The following is a 17,007-nucleotide window of genomic DNA, read 5'->3' as shown; positions in this document are numbered from 1 at the left end:
AATTGAAATTACTGTAGAACAGTTTTGTAAACATCTAAATATTCTGAGGCTGCTGTTTTCCAGTTAAAACATGCAGCTCTTTGTTTATAGATCGTTTCGTATTGTTCTTTATTGTTTTCAAAATCATTTAATCCGTCAAACAATACTGTTTTCATGTATTCCGGATCAAAATTAGACCAATATTTAGAAGCATTTCCTCCAATTTCCGGAAGGGAAGTTTTATCAGATAAAAAAGTAGGTTTTCCAAAACTCATAGCTTCTATTGGCGGTAAACCAAAACCTTCTCTAATAGAAGGGAAAAGAAACGCAGTACAATTTTTCATAAAAAACTGTTTGCCTTCATCGCTGACCTTTCCGGTTAAAAATACTTGGTTTGTTAAACCGTTATCATCAATTAATTTTTTTATTTCTTCACCGTATTTTTTATTGTTGTTCCCAGAAATAATTAGATTAAAGTCTTTTATTAATTTCATCATATTAATAATCGACTCATAATTCTTTCTTTCAATAAAATCACCAATAGCGTAAAAAAATGGTTTATCGACAGGAACATCGGCAACATATTTAGATGTATCTAATAATGTAGAAATAGGGTTTCCGTTATATATTACATATTCAGGTACATTTGGTACTTTAAAATGTTTGTGTGTTTCAGCTTTTGCAAATTCTGATATATAAGTAATTGCTGTAGATTTTTCTAATTTGGCATTAAAGAGTCTGTTAACACGATGATTAGGATCTGAAGAAACCTCGTCAACAAAATTTACATCATGAACAGTCAAAAGATATTTATTGCAATGATAAGGTTCAACTTTTATATTTTGATTTACAGAATGCCATAAATCGTATTTTTTTCTTATTCTAAACAAAGGATGCCTCGATAAACTTGTGTATTTATGATATTTAAATTTGTCTTTAAATTCTTCTTTTAGAATATCAGGATTAGAGGAGTTTAAGGTTAATTCGTAATTTTCAAAATCTAAACCAGATAAGCCTTTTATTAATTCATAATTAAAAGTTCCTAAACCGCCTGCTCTATTGTTTATGTTATGAGTTTCTAAAAAAATACTTTTTTTATGGGACATTTCTTCTTTTTTTTGCGAAAATACAATAATAATTTGAAGTCTTAGAACGGATGTGTACTTTTGTTGTTTATAAATAAAAACCTGATGAATTTTAAAGTAAATCCAATTTTCGGAAACAATACTGAATCAATACTTGATAAAATCAAAATGTTTAGTTCTACCGGAGAACTTTTTGGAAATGGAGATCGTAACAAAATAAAGTTATTTGATTTTAACGGGAAGACAATCAATATAAAATCATTTAAAATTCCTAATTTGATTAATAAAATTGCATACAGGTATTTTAGAAAATCAAAAGCAAGGCGCTCTTTTGAATATGCAACTATTTTATTAGAGAAAGGAATTGGAACTCCTGAGCCTATTGCATTTCTTGAAAATTTTAATATTCTGGGATTAAAAGACAGCTATTATGTTAGCGAACATTTAAATGCTGATTTGACTTACAGAGAACTTGTGGAAATTCCTGATTATCCAGATCATGAAAATATATTAAGACAATTTACGAGATTCAGTTTTGGACTTCACGAAAAGGGAATTGAGTTTTTAGATCATTCTCCGGGAAATACTTTAATTAAAAAGAATAACGAAGGAAATTATGATTTTTTTCTTGTTGATTTAAACAGAATGGAATTTCATAATTCGATGAGTTTTGAAATGAGAATGAAAAACTTATGCCGTTTAACTCCTGTAAAAGAAATGGTTGCGGTTATGAGTAACGAATATTCAAAATTATACAAAGAATCTGAGCAAAAAACTTTTGATACTTTATGGAAATACACTTCTGATTTTCAAGAGCAGTTTTACAGAAAGAAACGCTTAAAAAAGAAACTTAAATTCTGGAAGAAGTAATCCTGAAAAATTCTTTGTAGCGTATATAAATACTATAGGCATTTAAGTAACAAATCGTTATTCCTTTTGTGCCGTCTAGAAAACCAAGACGGATCAAATATTGATATAAAAATGTATAAAGAGGATGGAAATACAGTAATAATCGAGCTGGTTTCCGTCCTTTTTTTATTTTTTCATTGGCTTTTAAAACACCATATTTATACATTTTCAATTTATATTCTTGAAATGAAGTATATGAAAAATGAATAATTTTATTTTTTAAAACAGCAGTTTCACCATTCACGATTAATTTTTCGTGAACCATTCTGTCTTCTGTATATCTGCAATTTGTTTTATTAAAAAGCCTGAAAATTTTATCAGTCTGCCAGCCGCTAAAACGTAATTTACGGTTTTTAAACATAAAAATTCTGTAAATCAAATAAGCACTTACATTGTCTTTACGATGTATCGTTGAAATGATTTCAGATTTAAGTTCTGGAGTTAAACGTTCGTCAGCGTCAATAAATAATATCCAATTGTTTCTTGCCTGATCTATGGCAAAATTTCTTTGAGAAGTATAATCAACAAATGATTTCTCAATCAAATTAACATTAGCGAATGTTTTGACTATTTCAGCTGTTGAATCTGTACTGTAAGAATCTACTACGATGATTTCATCAGCAAAATCAATATCTTCAAGAAGAGATTTTATATATCTCTCTTCATTAAAAGTAATAATTAAAACCGACAGTTTTTGTTTATCAATAGTATTCATTTGACGTTTTTACTTATCTCAATTTTTATATTCTTGAAAATAAGTTTCTAATTTTTCCAGCATTAAAGGCAAAGGATATTCAGCGTAATATTCAAAAGTATGTTCCTTAATATATTGTTCAGTATGCTGTTCGTATATTTCAGGTTTTAAGTCTTTTAAATGTATTGAAGCATTTTTGGCTTCATTTTCGAATATCTGCCAAGTTTCTTTTCTAACAGAAGGTGTAAAAATTGAAAAAGTTGGAATTTCAAGAGCTTTCGCCATATTTACTGCACCGCCTTCATTTCCAATCAACATTTCACATTGAGAAAGTAAAGCTAAAAACGGACGAAGGTCTGTACAGTATAAATCGAAAACAATATGTTTTTTTGTCTCTTCACTGCAGTAATTATATACTTCTAAAGCTAAATCTTTTTGAAACGGAACGTAATTAAAAATTATGGTTGCATTTGTTTTGGCAACTGTAAAATCTATAATTTTTGCCATTCCCTCAAGAGGATAAGTTTTGTAAACTTCGCTTCCTAAAATACCAAACATAATAAGTGGTTTTTCGGCAGTATCTATGTTGTAGCTTTTTAAAAGCTGTTTTGCTTCGTTAATTTCAGATTCCTTTAAAAATATTTTAGGTTTAACATCTGTAATTTTTTCTGAAATAAAAGGTTTCAGCAATAATAATCGGTTTTCAATTGCCAGACCATGTTCAGACTCTATGGCGTCAAAACGTTCGTATGTATAATTGTAGATTATTTTAGTATATGATTTATAATAGGAAACTTTGTATTTTGCTCCTGAAAATAAGGTAATTAAATTTGTTTCTAATTTAGAATATACATCAATTACAGCATCGTATTTTTTACGACGAATTTGAAAAATAAATTTAAAAAGAGAAGGGATTGATTTTCTGACTTTATTCGACAATGGAATAATATTGTCAATATTAGGATTTCCTATTAGTACATCTACAGAATTAGGATAGCACATATAATCGATCACTGAATCAGGAAACTTAGTCTTTAAGTTGTTACAAATAATTGTGCTAGTTAACACATCTCCAATTCTTTTTTGCTGAATGACTAATATTCTCATTTATTTATATGTTCAATTTGAAGGCTAAATTACAAACTATTTTATGAAGTGTGCAACCGTTGTAAATATTAAAGATAAACTAAAATAAAAATGTTATATTTTTGTCGGTAATAAATTAAATTTTACAATGGAAATTAGTGGTCTGGTTATTACTTTCAATGAAGAAAAAAATATAGGTAAATGTATTGATGCTTTATTAAAAGTCTGTAATGAAGTTATTGTAGTTGATTCTTTTAGCAAAGACCGTACGGTTGAAATTGCTAAAGAAAAAGGAGCAATTGTAATAGAACAGGCTTTTTTAGGAGACGGCCCGCAGCGAACACACGGTTTGCCGTATTGTAAAAACAACTGGATTCTAAATCTCGATGCCGATGAGTTTTTAGATAAAGATGCAGAAAAATTTATTTTAAATGGAAAATATCTTGAAGGTAACTATGATGCTTTTAGTTTTAGAGTAAAAAACTTTTTGGCCGATAAATTAATTGATTTCTCAGGATGGTATCCAGATCATAAAGTTCGTTTTTTTAATAAGCTTACGGCACACCCATCTGATTCTAAAGTGCACCAAAAAATAGTTACTCAGAATGAGAAAAAAGTAGCTGTGCATATTTTACACTACGGATGGGATTCTCTAGACCAGATTATTGCCAAAAAAAATCAATATTCTGGATGGCATGCACAACAATTGTTCGATCAGGGAAAAAGAATAAATGCTTTTAAACCGGTTTTAAATGGAACTGTGGCTTTTATTCGTTGTTACTTTTTTAAGAAAGGTATTTTTAATGGAATCGATGGATTATCAATAGCCATGATTCAAAGTTTTTTCTCTTATATGAAATATGCTAAGCTTTTAAAGCTTCAAAAAAAGAAATAAAAAAAGGGATGATTTTAAAATCATCCCTTTTTAGTCTTATATATTTTGTACTTGATTAAACAGCTACATCGTACTCACGAAGCGCATTATTTAAAGATGTTTTTAAATCTGTAGATGGTTTACGTGTACCAATAATTAAAGCACATGGAACTTGAAATTCTCCGGCAGCAAACTTTTTAGTATAACTTCCAGGAATTACAACAGAACGTGCAGGAACAAAACCTTTCATTTCAACTGGCTCATCGCCTGTTACGTCAATAATTTTTGTTGAAGCAGTTAGACAAACGTTAGCTCCAAGAACAGCTTCTTTACCAACGTGAACACCTTCTACAACAATACAACGAGAACCAATAAAAGCACCGTCTTCAATAATTACCGGAGCAGCTTGTAATGGCTCAAGAACACCGCCAATTCCAACACCACCGCTTAAGTGAACATTTTTACCAATTTGTGCACAGCTTCCAACTGTTGCCCAAGTGTCAACCATAGTTCCTTCATCAACATAAGCACCAATATTTACATAACTTGGCATTAAGATAACACCGCTTGAAATATAAGCTCCGTAACGTGCAACAGCATTTGGTACCACACGAATTCCTTTTTCAGCATAATTTCTTTTTAGTAACATTTTATCGTGATATTCAAAAATACCAGATTCCCATGTTTCCATTTTTTGAATCGGGAAATACATTACAACTGCTTTCTTAACCCATTCGTTTACCTGCCATTTGTCGCCAACTGGTTCAGCAACACGTAATTTTCCTGCGTCAACTAATTCGATAACTTCTCTAATAGCATCAGTAGTAGTTGTTTCTTGTAATAAAGCTCTGTTTTCCCAAGCTTGTTCAATTATAGTCTGTAAAGAATTCATAGTTTAAATTTTTGGCAAAGATAAAGTATTTAAAGAAAAGCAAAAAAGTAAACGAGATTGAAAATGTTACAAATACAACATTTTGTTTTTAATTTGATAAACTTTTTCAAGCGTCATTACTTAAAAAGATTTTTAAAAACATCCTCTAAAAGTTTTTTTTATATCAAAATATGACAAAAGTCAGATTTTCCACTTTTTCTTCTATCTACTTTTGTTTAATTAATTCTTACAAACCAGAATTAAAAAATCCAATCCAAAAACATATTAAATTTACAAGACATGAATCAAGAAAACCCACTTCGAACACCGGTTACAGTAATTGACAAAGAAGTTACATGGGATAAGTCACAGGTAATTATGAGCAAAACAAATGCTTTTGGTATTATAGAATATGCCAATGAAGTTTTTGTAGATGTTTGTGGTTACGAAGATTACGAATTAATGGGACAGCCTCATAATATTATTCGTCATCCGGATATGCCAAAAGTTATTTTTAAAGTACTTTGGGAAAATCTTAAAAACGGAAAGAACTTTCATGCGATTGTAAAAAACCTGGCAAAATCTGGAAGATACTATTGGGTAATAACAGACTTTGATATTGCAAGAGACGAAAATGGAGTTATTGTAAATTATTTCGGCAGAAGACAGGCAGTTCCTCATGAAGTTATCGCAATGCATATTGAACCTTTGTATAAAAAACTTCTTCAAATCGAGGCCGCCAGCGGTGTTGAATTCAGTGAAAAATATTTAATAGGTTTCTTAGAAGAAAAAAAGAGAACTTATGTTGAATACATAAAAGAACTAATTTTTGAACACGAAAAAAACCAGGCAAAATTTGCTAATTACGAAGAAGAAAAAGATGGAGAAGAAGAGGAACACAGAGGTTTTTTTGGCAGATTATTTAATAGATAAAAAAATTTAGTTTTTAAATATTTAGGTTCGGGTCCGTTTTGAGTTTGCTCAGGGCGGGCCTTTTGGGTTTATGAGGTTTTTGTATTTTAAAAAAGTATTTTTTTTAAATTTGTAAAAAAATAAATGCCAAGAATTCTCTCCATAGATTACGGACAAAAACGTACCGGAATTGCAGTAACCGATGAAATGCAAATAATTGCATCAGGCTTAACTACAATTCCTACACATACTTTAGTTGACTTCCTTAAAGATTATTTTACCAAAGAAAAAGTAGAAGCTGTTTTAATTGGCGAGCCAAAACAAATGAACGGCCAGCCCTCTGAAAGCGCATCAGTAATTAATGGGTTTGTAACTCATTTTTCGAATATTTTTCCTGATATGAAAGTTATTCGTGTCGATGAGCGTTTTACTTCAAAAATGGCGTTTCAAACTATGCTTGACAGCGGACTTAGTAAAAAACAACGCCAAAACAAAGGCTTAATAGACGAAATTTCGGCCACAATTATGCTTCAGGATTACCTTTCTTCTAAGCGTTTTTAAGTTTATTTAGGGCTAATTTCTCTTTTTTAGAAAAAATTATAGTTTCCTAACTTTTATCATGTAAAAATTAGTTTTTTTTTGCGATTGAAAGAAGTACCTTTGCACTTTAAAAACAAATTACTGTTATGCCTGACAATACAATACGTTCCAATAGTGAAGTAGTGCTTATTGGAGCTGGAATTATGAGTGCAACTCTTGGATTAATTTTAAAAGAGTTACAGCCGAATATAAAAATTGAAATTTACGAAAGATTAGATGTGGCAGCGGCGGAAAGCTCTGATGCCTGGAATAATGCAGGAACGGGACACTCTGCTTTTTGTGAACTAAATTATACTCCGGAAAAGGCAGATGGAAGTATTGACCCCAAAAAAGCAATCAGCATAGCTGAATCATTTGAAATCTCACGCCAGTTTTGGTCTTATTTAGTACAGCAGAATAAAGTTCCGTCTCCGGAAAATTTTATTAAAAGCGTTCCGCACATGAGTTTTGTGTGGGGAGATAAAAATGTAGAATATTTAACAAAGAGATTCGAAGCACTTCAAAGCAACCCAATTTTTGCTGATATGACTTTTAGTACTGATTTTAATCAGTTAAAAGAATGGATGCCTCTTGTAATGGAAGGAAGAGAGCCAGGCGAAAAATTAGCTGCAACTCACATGGAAATGGGGACCGATGTAAATTTCGGTGCTTTAACAAGAAGCATGTTTAATTATCTTGAAAAATTAGACGGTGTTACATTATATTTTAATCACGAAGTTAAAAAGTTAAGACAGCGCGAAGATAAATCATGGAGAATTAAAATTACCGATTTGTCTACAGGACAAAAACGTAAAGCATATACCAAATTCGTATTTATTGGAGCTGGCGGCGGTTCGTTGCCATTATTAGAAAAAGCGGGTGTTCCGGAAGGTCATGGCTATGGTGGTTTCCCAGTTAGTGGACAATGGCTGAAATGTACAAATCCGGAAGTTATTGCAAAACATCAGGCAAAAGTTTACGGAAAAGCAAGCGTTGGCGCACCTCCTATGTCTGTGCCTCATATTGATACACGTGTTATTGACGGTGAAAAAGCACTTCTTTTTGGACCTTTTGCAGGTTTTTCAACACGTTTCTTGAAAAATGGATCTTACTTAGATTTACCGTTATCTATAAAAGCAAACAATTTAATCCCAATGCTTTCTGCGGGATTTCATAATATTCCGTTGACAAAATATTTAATTGAGCAGGTTCGTCAGTCTCCAAAAGACAGAATGAAGGCGCTTCGTGAATATCTGCCAAGCGCACGATCTAAAGACTGGAAACTTGAAAAAGCAGGTCAGCGTGTTCAGGTTATTAAAAAAGGTGAAAATGGCGGCGGTGTATTAGAATTTGGTACGGAAGTAATCAATACACACGACGGGACTTTAGCTGTTTTGTTAGGGGCTTCTCCAGGAGCTTCAACTGCTGTAGCAATTATGGTTGACTTAGTAAACAGATGTTTTGGAAACCAACTTAAAACGCCGGAATGGGAAGCTAAAATGAAAGAAATGATTCCGTCTTATGGAAAAACTCTGAATGATAAACCAGAGCTTTTAGCCGAAATGAGAAAACATACAGCTGAAGTTTTAAAAATTAAATAATTAAAATTTCAATGAAATAATACCAAAGGACTTAGTTTGTAAATAACTGAGTCCTTTTTTAATTTTAAACAAATAAATATGGCAATTTCTAAAACAAACAATCCGGCTTTAATTTTAATTGATATTCAAAAAGGATTTGATGACATTGAATATTGGGGAGGAGAAAGAAATAATTTAGATGCAGAAACAAACGCTGCGGAAATTTTAAAATTGTGGAGAGAAAATAACCTTCCAATTTTTCATATTCAGCATTGTTCGTCTAATCCAAAATCGTTACTAAACGAAAATAATGCAGGAAATGCTTTTAAAGATTTAGTAAAACCAACAGAGGATGAAATCGTTATTAAAAAGAATGTCAACAGCGCTTTTATTGGTACAAATTTAAAAGAGCAATTAGATAATGCCAATATTGAAACATTAGTAATTCTTGGCTTGACAACAGATCATTGTGTTTCGACTACAACCAGAATGGCAGGAAATTTTGGTTGTAAAACTTTTGTTGTTTCAGATGCGACCGCGACATTTAACAAAAAAGGAATCGACGGACAGGATTTTTCTGCAGAATTAATTCATCAAACAGCTTTGGCGAGTTTAAATAACGAATTTGCAAATGTTGTAAAAACAGATTTTATTCTGCAAAATATAAAATAAAAGGAAATACAGTAGAAGAATTAAAAGCCTTAATCATTTTTTACGGCTTTTAATTCTTGTGTTATTTTTAAAATTTTCTCTGCCAGATTACTCATCCAGATTAACTGTTCAATAACCATCGAAGCTTCCTGCATTTTAGCCTGACGAGTTTCTTTGTCCAATTCGTCATCGGCAGCAAGACGTGTAAAGTTTTTACGCTTTAGTTCTTCAAATTGCAGCGTTACATCTTCTTTATCAAAAAAAGTATCCGTAATAATAGTTTCGTTTCTTAATATTGAAATAGAATGTTCTAAATTCAGTAAAATTGTTCTGATAATATAATTGAACGATTCAGAAGCAGATGTAGTCTGATGCGATTGAATATACGTTGATAAAGAAGCCAAAGCGGATAAAAGCGAATGGTTTAAAACTACAAGCTTATTGACCAAAGGCATTGTTTTTTGTTTTGATTTTGGCTCCTGCATCATTCTTTGAAACGATGTCATCAAATTTCCAATTTCAACAAAAGCATTTTTTCGGGCTAATCGGTATGATGTTGGAACTTCTCCTTTAGCATTATAAAAATCAGCTATTTCTTTTAAATAATTTTTATTGGCTCTAATAGAGTTTTCCAAATGAATCGGTGTATTGATAAATTCCCAGGCCGGCCATAAAAACTGGTTGGCAATAAAAGCAAGAGTTGCTCCGGTAAGAGTATCCAGTATTCTAAACTGAATAACTTCAACAACATTTGGCGTTAAAATCCCGTAAACAAAAACAACGTACATCGTTACAAAAGTAGCGCTGATTTTATAATTGATTTGCGTAAAGGAAATTCCGAGTAGCATACATACAATCGAAAAAATACTTAAAGCAACATGATTTTGGATAACAGAAACAATTCCAAAAGCCAATAATCCTCCTAAAATAGTTCCAAACATACGATTATAAGAACGTTCTTTGGTTAAACCATAGCCAGGGCGCATAATCACGACAATGGTCAGCAAAATCCAGTAAACGTTTTGCAGATCCAGCATTTCGCCAATAAACAAACCAACCAAAATCGTAATCGTTAAACGCAGTGAATGCCTAAAAATAGACGAAGAATAACTTAAATTTTCAGTCAGCGTTCTTAAAGGATAATATTGAGGCGTTAAGAATTTTTCTAACTCTTTGTCTTTATCTTTTAATTTATAAGACTGCATAGCCAGAGATAAAGCTCGCTGAATAGTTTTAATTTTACCAACCTGATTTTTAGCATATTTCAGCATATTGGTCAACATTAAAACACCTTCTGCGGCTGCTTCTTTTCCTAATGTTTTTTCGTAATCAAAAATGGCAAACTCTAAAGCATCTAATTCGTTTTTAAGATCATTTTTGTCAACATACACTGCAATATGATGTACATTTTTAGAAAGCTTTTTAAGTGTAGAAGCTAATTTATAAGCTACATTTTGATACGTACGTAATACTTCCGGATGTTTGGCAAACTTTACATGAAGTTTACTGTGGTCAAATGAAGTGTAAAGTGCCAGTTCCTGAATTTCGACTAAAGTAATAAAAACCAAAAGCATTTTTCGGTTCTGGCTCGTAGTTCCAGATGTGTTTTGGTTACCAATTAGCATTTTTCTTAAGTCTTCATGAATCAAATTCAAATCAACTTGTATGGCCAGTTGTTTTTCAATAATTTTTTCACGATTAGCTTCAGGACTCCATAAGTCACCTCTTAATTTTAAATATTTAGCAGTCAGTTTTATACCTTCTGCAATTTGCAATTCTATATATTTATAAGGTTGTACAAAGTGAAAAACAAGCGAAACTATAAGGTATAAAATTCCTCCAATAAATATGAAACCTGAATATTGAAATGCCTCCAATCCTTCATGTAAATGTCCGAATGATAATGAAATAGATAATAAAGCAGAAAACGAAACCAATGTAGCACGCTGTCCGTAAACTGAAATCATCGAACATAAAAAAAGCAAAAAACCTAAAAATGGATAAAATAAAAACGGATAAGGATAAGCAAGGTTTACTAATAAATTTACACCCGAAACAATTAGCGATGCAACGATTAATCCTTTAATTTTGTGGCTTAAAGAACTCGGAATATCACTGGGATAAGTATAAAATGCGCCTAATGCAATAGTAAATCCAATTTCAAAATGACCTAAAAAATTCAAAATTAAAACGGGCACAACCGAAGCTATTGTTACTTTTGAAGCATTTAAAAAAGAAGTACTGTTTGTAAATTTTGAGATGCGGTCAAACATATTGTGAGGTTTACTAGCAAAGTTAAGAATTGTACGAAATATTTTGGCATAATTATAGTTGAGTTTTCCAATGCTTATAAAAAATATGTTATAATATGTGTTTAGAACTATTCATTGACTATTTTTTACTATTTTTGCCAGCTGAATTATGAGAACCAATTTTAAGGTTTTCGTTAGAAAAACATTAAATAAAAACAAATGATTTTACCAATTGTAGGATATGGTGATCCTGTTTTAAGAAAAGTAGGTACGGTAATTACGCCAGATTATCCTAACTTAAAAGAGACAATAGCAAACATGTATGAAACCATGTACAATGCTTACGGAGTTGGACTGGCTGCACCGCAGGTAGGTTTGCCAATTCGTATATTTGTGATCGATACAACACCTTTTAGTGATGATGATGATTTACCGGCAGATGAGCAAAAGGATTTAAAAGGTTTTAAAAGAACTTTTATCAATGCTAAAATTGTTAAAGAAGAAGGTGAGGAGTGGAGTTTTAACGAAGGATGTTTAAGTATTCCGGATGTTCGCGAAGATGTTTACAGAAAACCAACCGTTACAATCGAATACTGCGAAGAAGATTTTGTTATGAAAACCGAAGTTTTTGACGGATTAATCGCAAGAGTTATTCAGCACGAATATGACCATATCGAGGGTGTTTTATTTACAGATAAAATATCTTCTTTAAAAAAGCGTTTGATTCAGAAGAAATTGAAAAATATTACTGAAGGAAAAACATTTCAGGAATACAGAATGAAATTTGCAGCCGCTAAAAAAGGCAGATAATGTTCTAAAAAAGAACATCAAAATATATTAGAAAATTCTTAATACTAATTTTAATAAACATGAATTTAGACAAAATTTTAGCCATTTCTGGGAAACCAGGTTTATATGTATTGAAAGTGCAGACTCGTACAGGTTTTGTGGCAGAATCATTATTAGATGGAAAAAAAATTACAGTAAACTTAAAAAGCAATGTAAGTTTATTATCTGAAATTTCAATTTATACATACGAAGGAGAAAAACCATTGACTGAAGTAATGCAAAAAATTGCAGTAAAAGAAAACAAAGGTCAGGCTATCTCTCATAAAGAAGATAATGCAACTTTAAGTGCTTATTTTAAAGAAATTTTGCCAGAATATGATGAAGAAAGAGTTTATCCTTCAGATATTAAAAAAGTATTAAACTGGTACAATACACTGCAAGCAAAAGGTTTAGTTACTGATTTAGCTCCAGCTCCGGCTGAAACTCCGGAAGAAGCTCCTGCTGCTGAAGAAAAACCAAAAAAAGCACCAGCTGCTAAAAAAGCAAAAGCTAAAAAAGAAGAATAGTAGTTTACTGCATTCAAAAATATATTAATCCTGTTAAGACATTTCTTGACAGGATTTTTTACTTTTACAGTATTCGGTTACAATGTCAAAAAAACTTCTAAAATGAGCAAAGAACTTCAATTAAAAGCCTTCGAAAGATTATTAATTATAATGGATGAACTTCGTGAGCAGTGTCCGTGGGATAAAAAACAGACTTTGCAAACGCTTAGACATTTAACTATTGAAGAAACCTACGAATTAGGCGATGCCATTTTAGACAATGATTTAAATGAAGTAAAAAAAGAATTAGGCGATTTATTGCTTCATATTGTGTTTTATGCTAAAATAGGCTCAGAAACCAATGATTTTGATATTGCTGATGTATGCAATGAAATCTGCGATAAATTAATTCACCGTCATCCACATATTTACAGTGATACAGTGGTAAAAGACGAAGAAGAAGTAAAACAAAACTGGGAAAAACTAAAACTTAAAGAAGGAAAAAAATCGGTTCTTGAAGGTGTTCCAAGAAGTCTTCCTGCATTAGTAAAAGCCAGTCGAATTCAGGATAAAGTAAAAGGCGTAGGTTTTGACTGGGAAGAACCGCATCAGGTTTGGGACAAAGTTCAGGAAGAGCTTGAAGAACTTCAGGTTGAAGTGCAATCAGGCGATCAGGATAAGATTGAAGCCGAATTTGGAGATGTTTTATTCTCGATGATAAATTACGCCCGATTTTTAAACGTAAATCCTGAAGATGCTTTAGAAAGAACCAATAAAAAATTCATAAAACGTTTTCAATATTTAGAAAGTAAAGCTTCTGAATTAGGAAAACCTTTAATGGATATGACTTTGGCAGAAATGGATGTTTTTTGGAATGAAGCGAAAAAGCAGTAGAAATTATTCTGCCAGCTTTTTTAATGCTTTTACATTTTTCAATATGATTTTTTTACCTGCTAACTCGATTAATTCCAATTTGTTGAAATCAGATAATAAACGAATACAGCTTTCGGTAGCAGTACCAATTATTCCGGCAAGTTCTTCTCTTGTAAGCTGAACTTTAAGTGTTTTGTCTGGGTTTTCACCAAAATCATCATGAAGCTGCAGTAAAGTTTCAGCTAAACGTTGTTTTACAGTTTTTTGGACTAACGCAATTTTATCATTATCAGATTCCTTTAAATCTTCACATACAGACTGCATTAAGTTTAAAGAGAATTGATTGTTGTTATTAAAAAAATGGATAATTTCGGTTTTCGGAATAAAACAAACCTCCATATCAGCAATCGCCTTTGCAGATAAATTTGCAGGCTCATTGCTAATCATAGAACGTTGTCCTAAAAGCTCACCAGATTTTACAAGTTTTACAATTTGGTCTTTTCCGTTAGCACTCAATTTAGAAAGCTTACCAACACCATCTTTTACACAAAAAACACCGTTTGTAACTTCGCCCTCTTCAAATATAGCTTCACCTTTTTTAATAGTATAGGTCGTTTTGCTATTAGCTAATTTGATAACTTCATCTTTATTAAGAGCTTTAAGTGAAGAAAGCTGTCTTACGATACATTGATCACATTTATTCATAGCAAAAGTAATTTAGTGCAAAATTAACGAATATTGCGGTTCAAAGGTAATTTTATTATTAAAAAAACCACACAAAAAATGCAACAATGTAATTAGAGCGTTTTATTTCATTATATTAGGATTTCAGTTTCATTTTAACATGATAAATGTCATAGTTACAATCACTACTTATTTGGAATATTTGCAGAATTAAAAAAACAAATTATGAGTGGGCAGAGTTGTTTTCATTGCGGGCTGGAAATTCCGAAAGATGAAGAGATCAATTTTGATGAAAAAACGTTTTGTTGTACAGGTTGTAAAACAGTCTACGAAATTTTTAGTCTTAATGATCTAACCTGTTATTATGATTTTGAAAAATCGCCTGGAGCCACACCACAGGACATTAAAGGAAAATATGACTTTTTAGACAACGAGTCTATTCTGGCTAAAGTTTTAGAATTTCAGGAAGCAAATACTTCAATAGTTTCCTTAAATATACCACACATTCACTGCAGTTCATGTATTTGGATTCTGGAAAACCTTAACCGTTTAAATACAGGCATAAGCAGTTCGCAGGTTAATTTCCCGGAAAAAAGAGTTAGAATAACTTTTAATTCAGATACAGTGTCTTTAAAATCAATCGCTTATCTATTAAGTTCAATTGGTTATGAACCTTATATTAGTTTAGAAAATTACGAAACGGGAAAAACAAAAGTCGACAGAAGTTTAACCTATAAACTTGGAGTTGCATTTTTCTGTTTTGGAAACATTATGCTGCTTTCATTTCCTGAATATTTCGAAATGAAAGAATTTTGGTTAGATAGTTATAAACCGTTTTTTAGATTATTGATTTTTCTTTTAGCACTTCCAAGCTTTTTTTATTCAGCAAGCGGTTACTACGTTTCGGCATATAAAAGTATTAAAAGCGGTATGCTTAATATTGATATTCCAATTGCTTTAGGAATCATTGTAATGTTTATACGTAGTACATACGATATGCTTATGGATCACGGACCAGGCTTTTTTGACAGTTTAGCCAGTTTGGTTTTCTTTATGCTGCTCGGAAAAATGTTTCAAATTAAAACATACAGTTTTCTAAGCTTTGAAAGAGATTTTAAATCTTATTTTCCCATTGCCGTTACCAGAATTAATCCGGACGCAACAGAAGAAAGTGTGCCTATTTATGACGTTTTAAAAGGAAACAGACTTTTAATTAGAAATCAGGAATTAATTCCTGTTGATGGTATTTTGATTAGCGAAAAAGCTGATATTGATTATAGTTTTGTTACCGGAGAAGCCGTTCCAATTACTAAGAAATCAGGTGATAAAGTATTTGCCGGAGGAAAACAAATAGGTAAAGTAATTGAAATGGAAGTATTACATTCTGTTTCACAAAGTTACTTAACACAGTTGTGGAGTAATGAAGTTTTTCAGAAAAAAGTACAGCAAAAACACAAAACTATTACTGATGCTATAAGCCGTTATTTTACACCAATTTTACTACTTATTGCCTTTGCGGGATTTGGATATTGGATTTTTATTGATGCTAATACTGCATTTAATGTTTTTACCGCAGTATTAATTGTGGCCTGTCCTTGCGCACTTGCCTTAACGGCTCCGTTTACATTTGGTAATATCCTGAGAATAATGGGAAAACAAAAAATGTATCTGAAAAATGCCTTAGTTATAGAACAATTGGCGAAAGTTGATACTATAGTTTTTGATAAAACCGGCACAATAACCACCAACAAAAAATCGAATATTATATACGAAGGAAATACCATTTCTGAAGGGAACCTTTTATTGATTAAAAATGTTCTTCGAGGTTCAAATCATCCATTAAGCCGAATGTTATATGATTTTTTACCAGAATACAAGCGAATTAAAATTGATGATTTTCAGGAAATTACCGGAAAAGGAATTCTGGCAGTCGTAGAACGTAACGAAATAAAAATTGGATCTTCGACATTTGTAGAAAGTCCTGTTTTAGAAACCTCAGAAATAGAAAAAACAGCACTTCATATTAAAATTGATGATCAGTATTTTGGAAAATTTGTTTTTCAAAACCAGTATCGCGATGGTCTTGAAAAATTATTTAATACACTAAGCAAAGATTATAATATAAAGGTGCTTTCTGGCGATAATGACGGAGAAAGAGCTGTTCTTGAAGATATTCTGCCTAAAGATACAGAGCTTGTTTTTAATCAAAAACCAGAGCAGAAATTAGAATTTATCAAGAACCTGCAGTCAGAAGGAAGAAATGTTATGATGGTTGGAGATGGCTTAAATGACGCCGGAGCATTAGCGCAGAGTAATGTTGGTATATCAGTTTCTGAGAATGTTAATGTGTTTTCGCCTGCCTGCGATGCAATTTTAGACGCCAGTGTATTTTCAAAAATAAATTACTTTTTAAAGCTTTCACATAAATCCATTTTAATCATTAAAATGAGTTTCACTTTATCATTGCTTTATAATGTTGTAGGACTCGCATTTGCGGTTACCGGAAACCTCAATCCTCTGGTAGCTGCGATCATAATGCCGTTAAGTACAATTACCATTGTGAGCTTTGTAACGATTATGTCTAACTATTTCAGTAAGAGTAATTTAGAATGATTTTAGATTATTAAAAAGATATTTTTTTTAA

The 17,007-nt window shown here is 31.6% G+C and carries 16 protein-coding genes; 10 read left to right on the top strand and 6 right to left on the bottom strand.

All coding sequences use genetic code 11. The annotated features are described in order from the left end of the window. Nucleotides 1–8: 8 nt before the first annotated feature. Nucleotides 9–1,085 (bottom strand): glycosyltransferase family 4 protein, encoded by a 1,077-nt coding sequence (locus tag ABD859_RS12575; RefSeq protein WP_345144782.1) that lies wholly within the window; start codon nucleotides 1,083–1,085, stop codon nucleotides 9–11. Between the two features lie 84 nt (nucleotides 1,086–1,169). Here ABD859_RS12575 and ABD859_RS12570 point away from each other — a divergent pair, with 84 nt between their 5' ends. Then, nucleotides 1,170–1,934 (top strand): Kdo domain containing protein, encoded by a 765-nt coding sequence (locus ABD859_RS12570; RefSeq protein WP_345144780.1) that lies wholly within the window; start codon nucleotides 1,170–1,172, stop codon nucleotides 1,932–1,934. On the opposite strand, the gene ABD859_RS12565 is transcribed toward ABD859_RS12570, so the two are convergent. Beyond that, nucleotides 1,915–2,688 carry a glycosyltransferase family 2 protein gene (locus tag ABD859_RS12565; RefSeq protein WP_345144778.1) on the bottom strand — a complete coding sequence of 258 codons (774 nt, stop codon included), beginning with the start codon at nucleotides 2,686–2,688 and terminating at the stop codon, nucleotides 1,915–1,917. The two genes, ABD859_RS12570 and ABD859_RS12565, sit on opposite strands and share 20 nt — an antisense overlap. Before the next feature lie 18 nt (nucleotides 2,689–2,706). Beyond that, on the bottom strand, nucleotides 2,707–3,774 hold the full coding sequence (locus tag ABD859_RS12560; RefSeq protein ID WP_345144776.1) for a glycosyltransferase family 9 protein: 1,068 nt from the start codon (nucleotides 3,772–3,774) through the stop codon (nucleotides 2,707–2,709). A gap of 127 nt (nucleotides 3,775–3,901) precedes the next feature. Between ABD859_RS12560 and ABD859_RS12555 the strand changes: the two genes are divergently transcribed. After that, on the top strand, nucleotides 3,902–4,648 hold the full coding sequence (locus tag ABD859_RS12555) for a glycosyltransferase family 2 protein (RefSeq protein ID WP_345144774.1): 747 nt from the start codon (nucleotides 3,902–3,904) through the stop codon (nucleotides 4,646–4,648). A gap of 55 nt (nucleotides 4,649–4,703) precedes the next feature. On the opposite strand, the gene ABD859_RS12550 is transcribed toward ABD859_RS12555, so the two are convergent. Further along, nucleotides 4,704–5,519 (bottom strand): 2,3,4,5-tetrahydropyridine-2,6-dicarboxylate N-succinyltransferase, encoded by an 816-nt coding sequence (locus ABD859_RS12550; RefSeq protein WP_125719511.1) that lies wholly within the window; start codon nucleotides 5,517–5,519, stop codon nucleotides 4,704–4,706. Nucleotides 5,520–5,798: 279 nt separating this feature from the next. Between ABD859_RS12550 and ABD859_RS12545 the strand changes: the two genes are divergently transcribed. The 4 genes from ABD859_RS12545 to ABD859_RS12530 all read left to right on the top strand — a co-directional run bounded on the left by ABD859_RS12545 (nucleotide 5,799) and on the right by ABD859_RS12530 (nucleotide 9,241). Beyond that, nucleotides 5,799–6,431, top strand: coding sequence for a PAS domain-containing protein (locus ABD859_RS12545; protein ID WP_345144772.1), 633 nt, complete (start codon nucleotides 5,799–5,801; stop codon nucleotides 6,429–6,431). A 123-nt stretch (nucleotides 6,432–6,554) separates the two neighbouring features. Further along, entirely contained in the window at nucleotides 6,555–6,971 is a 417-nt protein-coding gene (ruvX, locus tag ABD859_RS12540; protein ID WP_345144770.1) for a Holliday junction resolvase RuvX, read from the top strand. A gap of 125 nt (nucleotides 6,972–7,096) precedes the next feature. Beyond that, nucleotides 7,097–8,590, top strand: a complete 1,494-nt coding sequence (locus ABD859_RS12535) for a malate:quinone oxidoreductase (RefSeq protein WP_345144768.1) — start codon at nucleotides 7,097–7,099, stop codon at nucleotides 8,588–8,590. Between the two features lie 78 nt (nucleotides 8,591–8,668). Then, nucleotides 8,669–9,241, top strand: coding sequence for a cysteine hydrolase family protein (locus ABD859_RS12530; protein WP_345144766.1), 573 nt, complete (start codon nucleotides 8,669–8,671; stop codon nucleotides 9,239–9,241). Between the two features lie 29 nt (nucleotides 9,242–9,270). Here ABD859_RS12530 and ABD859_RS12525 read toward each other — a convergent pair whose 3' ends face one another. Beyond that, complete coding sequence (locus ABD859_RS12525; protein ID WP_345144764.1) at nucleotides 9,271–11,493, bottom strand: FUSC family protein; 2,223 nt, start codon at nucleotides 11,491–11,493, stop codon at nucleotides 9,271–9,273. A 198-nt stretch (nucleotides 11,494–11,691) separates the two neighbouring features. On the opposite strand from ABD859_RS12525, the gene def reads away from it, so the two are divergent. The 3 genes from def to mazG all read left to right on the top strand — a co-directional run bounded on the left by def (nucleotide 11,692) and on the right by mazG (nucleotide 13,700). Beyond that, nucleotides 11,692–12,282 carry a peptide deformylase gene (gene def / locus ABD859_RS12520; protein ID WP_345144762.1) on the top strand — a complete coding sequence of 197 codons (591 nt, stop codon included), beginning with the start codon at nucleotides 11,692–11,694 and terminating at the stop codon, nucleotides 12,280–12,282. 59 nt (nucleotides 12,283–12,341) lie between these two features. Further along, nucleotides 12,342–12,827 carry a DUF5606 family protein gene (locus ABD859_RS12515; protein WP_345144760.1) on the top strand — a complete coding sequence of 162 codons (486 nt, stop codon included), beginning with the start codon at nucleotides 12,342–12,344 and terminating at the stop codon, nucleotides 12,825–12,827. A 102-nt stretch (nucleotides 12,828–12,929) separates the two neighbouring features. Next, complete coding sequence (mazG, locus tag ABD859_RS12510) at nucleotides 12,930–13,700, top strand: nucleoside triphosphate pyrophosphohydrolase (RefSeq protein WP_345144758.1); 771 nt, start codon at nucleotides 12,930–12,932, stop codon at nucleotides 13,698–13,700. Between the two features lie 3 nt (nucleotides 13,701–13,703). Here mazG and ABD859_RS12505 read toward each other — a convergent pair whose 3' ends face one another. Beyond that, the gene (locus tag ABD859_RS12505; RefSeq protein ID WP_345144757.1) at nucleotides 13,704–14,384 is read right to left on the bottom strand and encodes a Crp/Fnr family transcriptional regulator; all 681 of its coding nucleotides are present in this window, start codon (nucleotides 14,382–14,384) and stop codon (nucleotides 13,704–13,706) included. Between the two features lie 204 nt (nucleotides 14,385–14,588). Here ABD859_RS12505 and ABD859_RS12500 point away from each other — a divergent pair, with 204 nt between their 5' ends. Continuing rightward, entirely contained in the window at nucleotides 14,589–16,976 is a 2,388-nt protein-coding gene (locus ABD859_RS12500) for a heavy metal translocating P-type ATPase (RefSeq protein WP_345144755.1), read from the top strand. Nucleotides 16,977–17,007: the final 31 nt, after the last annotated feature.

Origin of the sequence: Flavobacterium ginsengiterrae (genome assembly GCF_039539785.1) — a bacterium.
In the GTDB taxonomy this organism is placed as follows: domain Bacteria; phylum Bacteroidota; class Bacteroidia; order Flavobacteriales; family Flavobacteriaceae; genus Flavobacterium; species Flavobacterium ginsengiterrae.
This window is presented reverse-complemented; position numbering and strand designations above follow the sequence as displayed.

Coding starts and splice junctions, on each gene's coding strand:
- ABD859_RS12505 (WP_345144757.1), bottom strand. CDS start 14,384: ATGAATAAATGTGATCAATGTATCGTAAGACAGCTTTCTTCACTTAAA.
- ruvX (WP_345144770.1), top strand. CDS start 6,555: ATGCCAAGAATTCTCTCCATAGATTACGGACAAAAACGTACCGGAATT.
- ABD859_RS12530 (WP_345144766.1), top strand. CDS start 8,669: ATGGCAATTTCTAAAACAAACAATCCGGCTTTAATTTTAATTGATATT.
- ABD859_RS12560 (WP_345144776.1), bottom strand. CDS start 3,774: ATGAGAATATTAGTCATTCAGCAAAAAAGAATTGGAGATGTGTTAACT.
- ABD859_RS12545 (WP_345144772.1), top strand. CDS start 5,799: ATGAATCAAGAAAACCCACTTCGAACACCGGTTACAGTAATTGACAAA.
- ABD859_RS12550 (WP_125719511.1), bottom strand. CDS start 5,519: ATGAATTCTTTACAGACTATAATTGAACAAGCTTGGGAAAACAGAGCT.
- ABD859_RS12500 (WP_345144755.1), top strand. CDS start 14,589: ATGAGTGGGCAGAGTTGTTTTCATTGCGGGCTGGAAATTCCGAAAGAT.
- ABD859_RS12570 (WP_345144780.1), top strand. CDS start 1,170: ATGAATTTTAAAGTAAATCCAATTTTCGGAAACAATACTGAATCAATA.
- def (WP_345144762.1), top strand. CDS start 11,692: ATGATTTTACCAATTGTAGGATATGGTGATCCTGTTTTAAGAAAAGTA.
- ABD859_RS12525 (WP_345144764.1), bottom strand. CDS start 11,493: ATGTTTGACCGCATCTCAAAATTTACAAACAGTACTTCTTTTTTAAAT.
- ABD859_RS12575 (WP_345144782.1), bottom strand. CDS start 1,085: ATGTCCCATAAAAAAAGTATTTTTTTAGAAACTCATAACATAAACAAT.
- ABD859_RS12515 (WP_345144760.1), top strand. CDS start 12,342: ATGAATTTAGACAAAATTTTAGCCATTTCTGGGAAACCAGGTTTATAT.
- ABD859_RS12555 (WP_345144774.1), top strand. CDS start 3,902: ATGGAAATTAGTGGTCTGGTTATTACTTTCAATGAAGAAAAAAATATA.
- ABD859_RS12565 (WP_345144778.1), bottom strand. CDS start 2,688: ATGAATACTATTGATAAACAAAAACTGTCGGTTTTAATTATTACTTTT.
- mazG (WP_345144758.1), top strand. CDS start 12,930: ATGAGCAAAGAACTTCAATTAAAAGCCTTCGAAAGATTATTAATTATA.
- ABD859_RS12535 (WP_345144768.1), top strand. CDS start 7,097: ATGCCTGACAATACAATACGTTCCAATAGTGAAGTAGTGCTTATTGGA.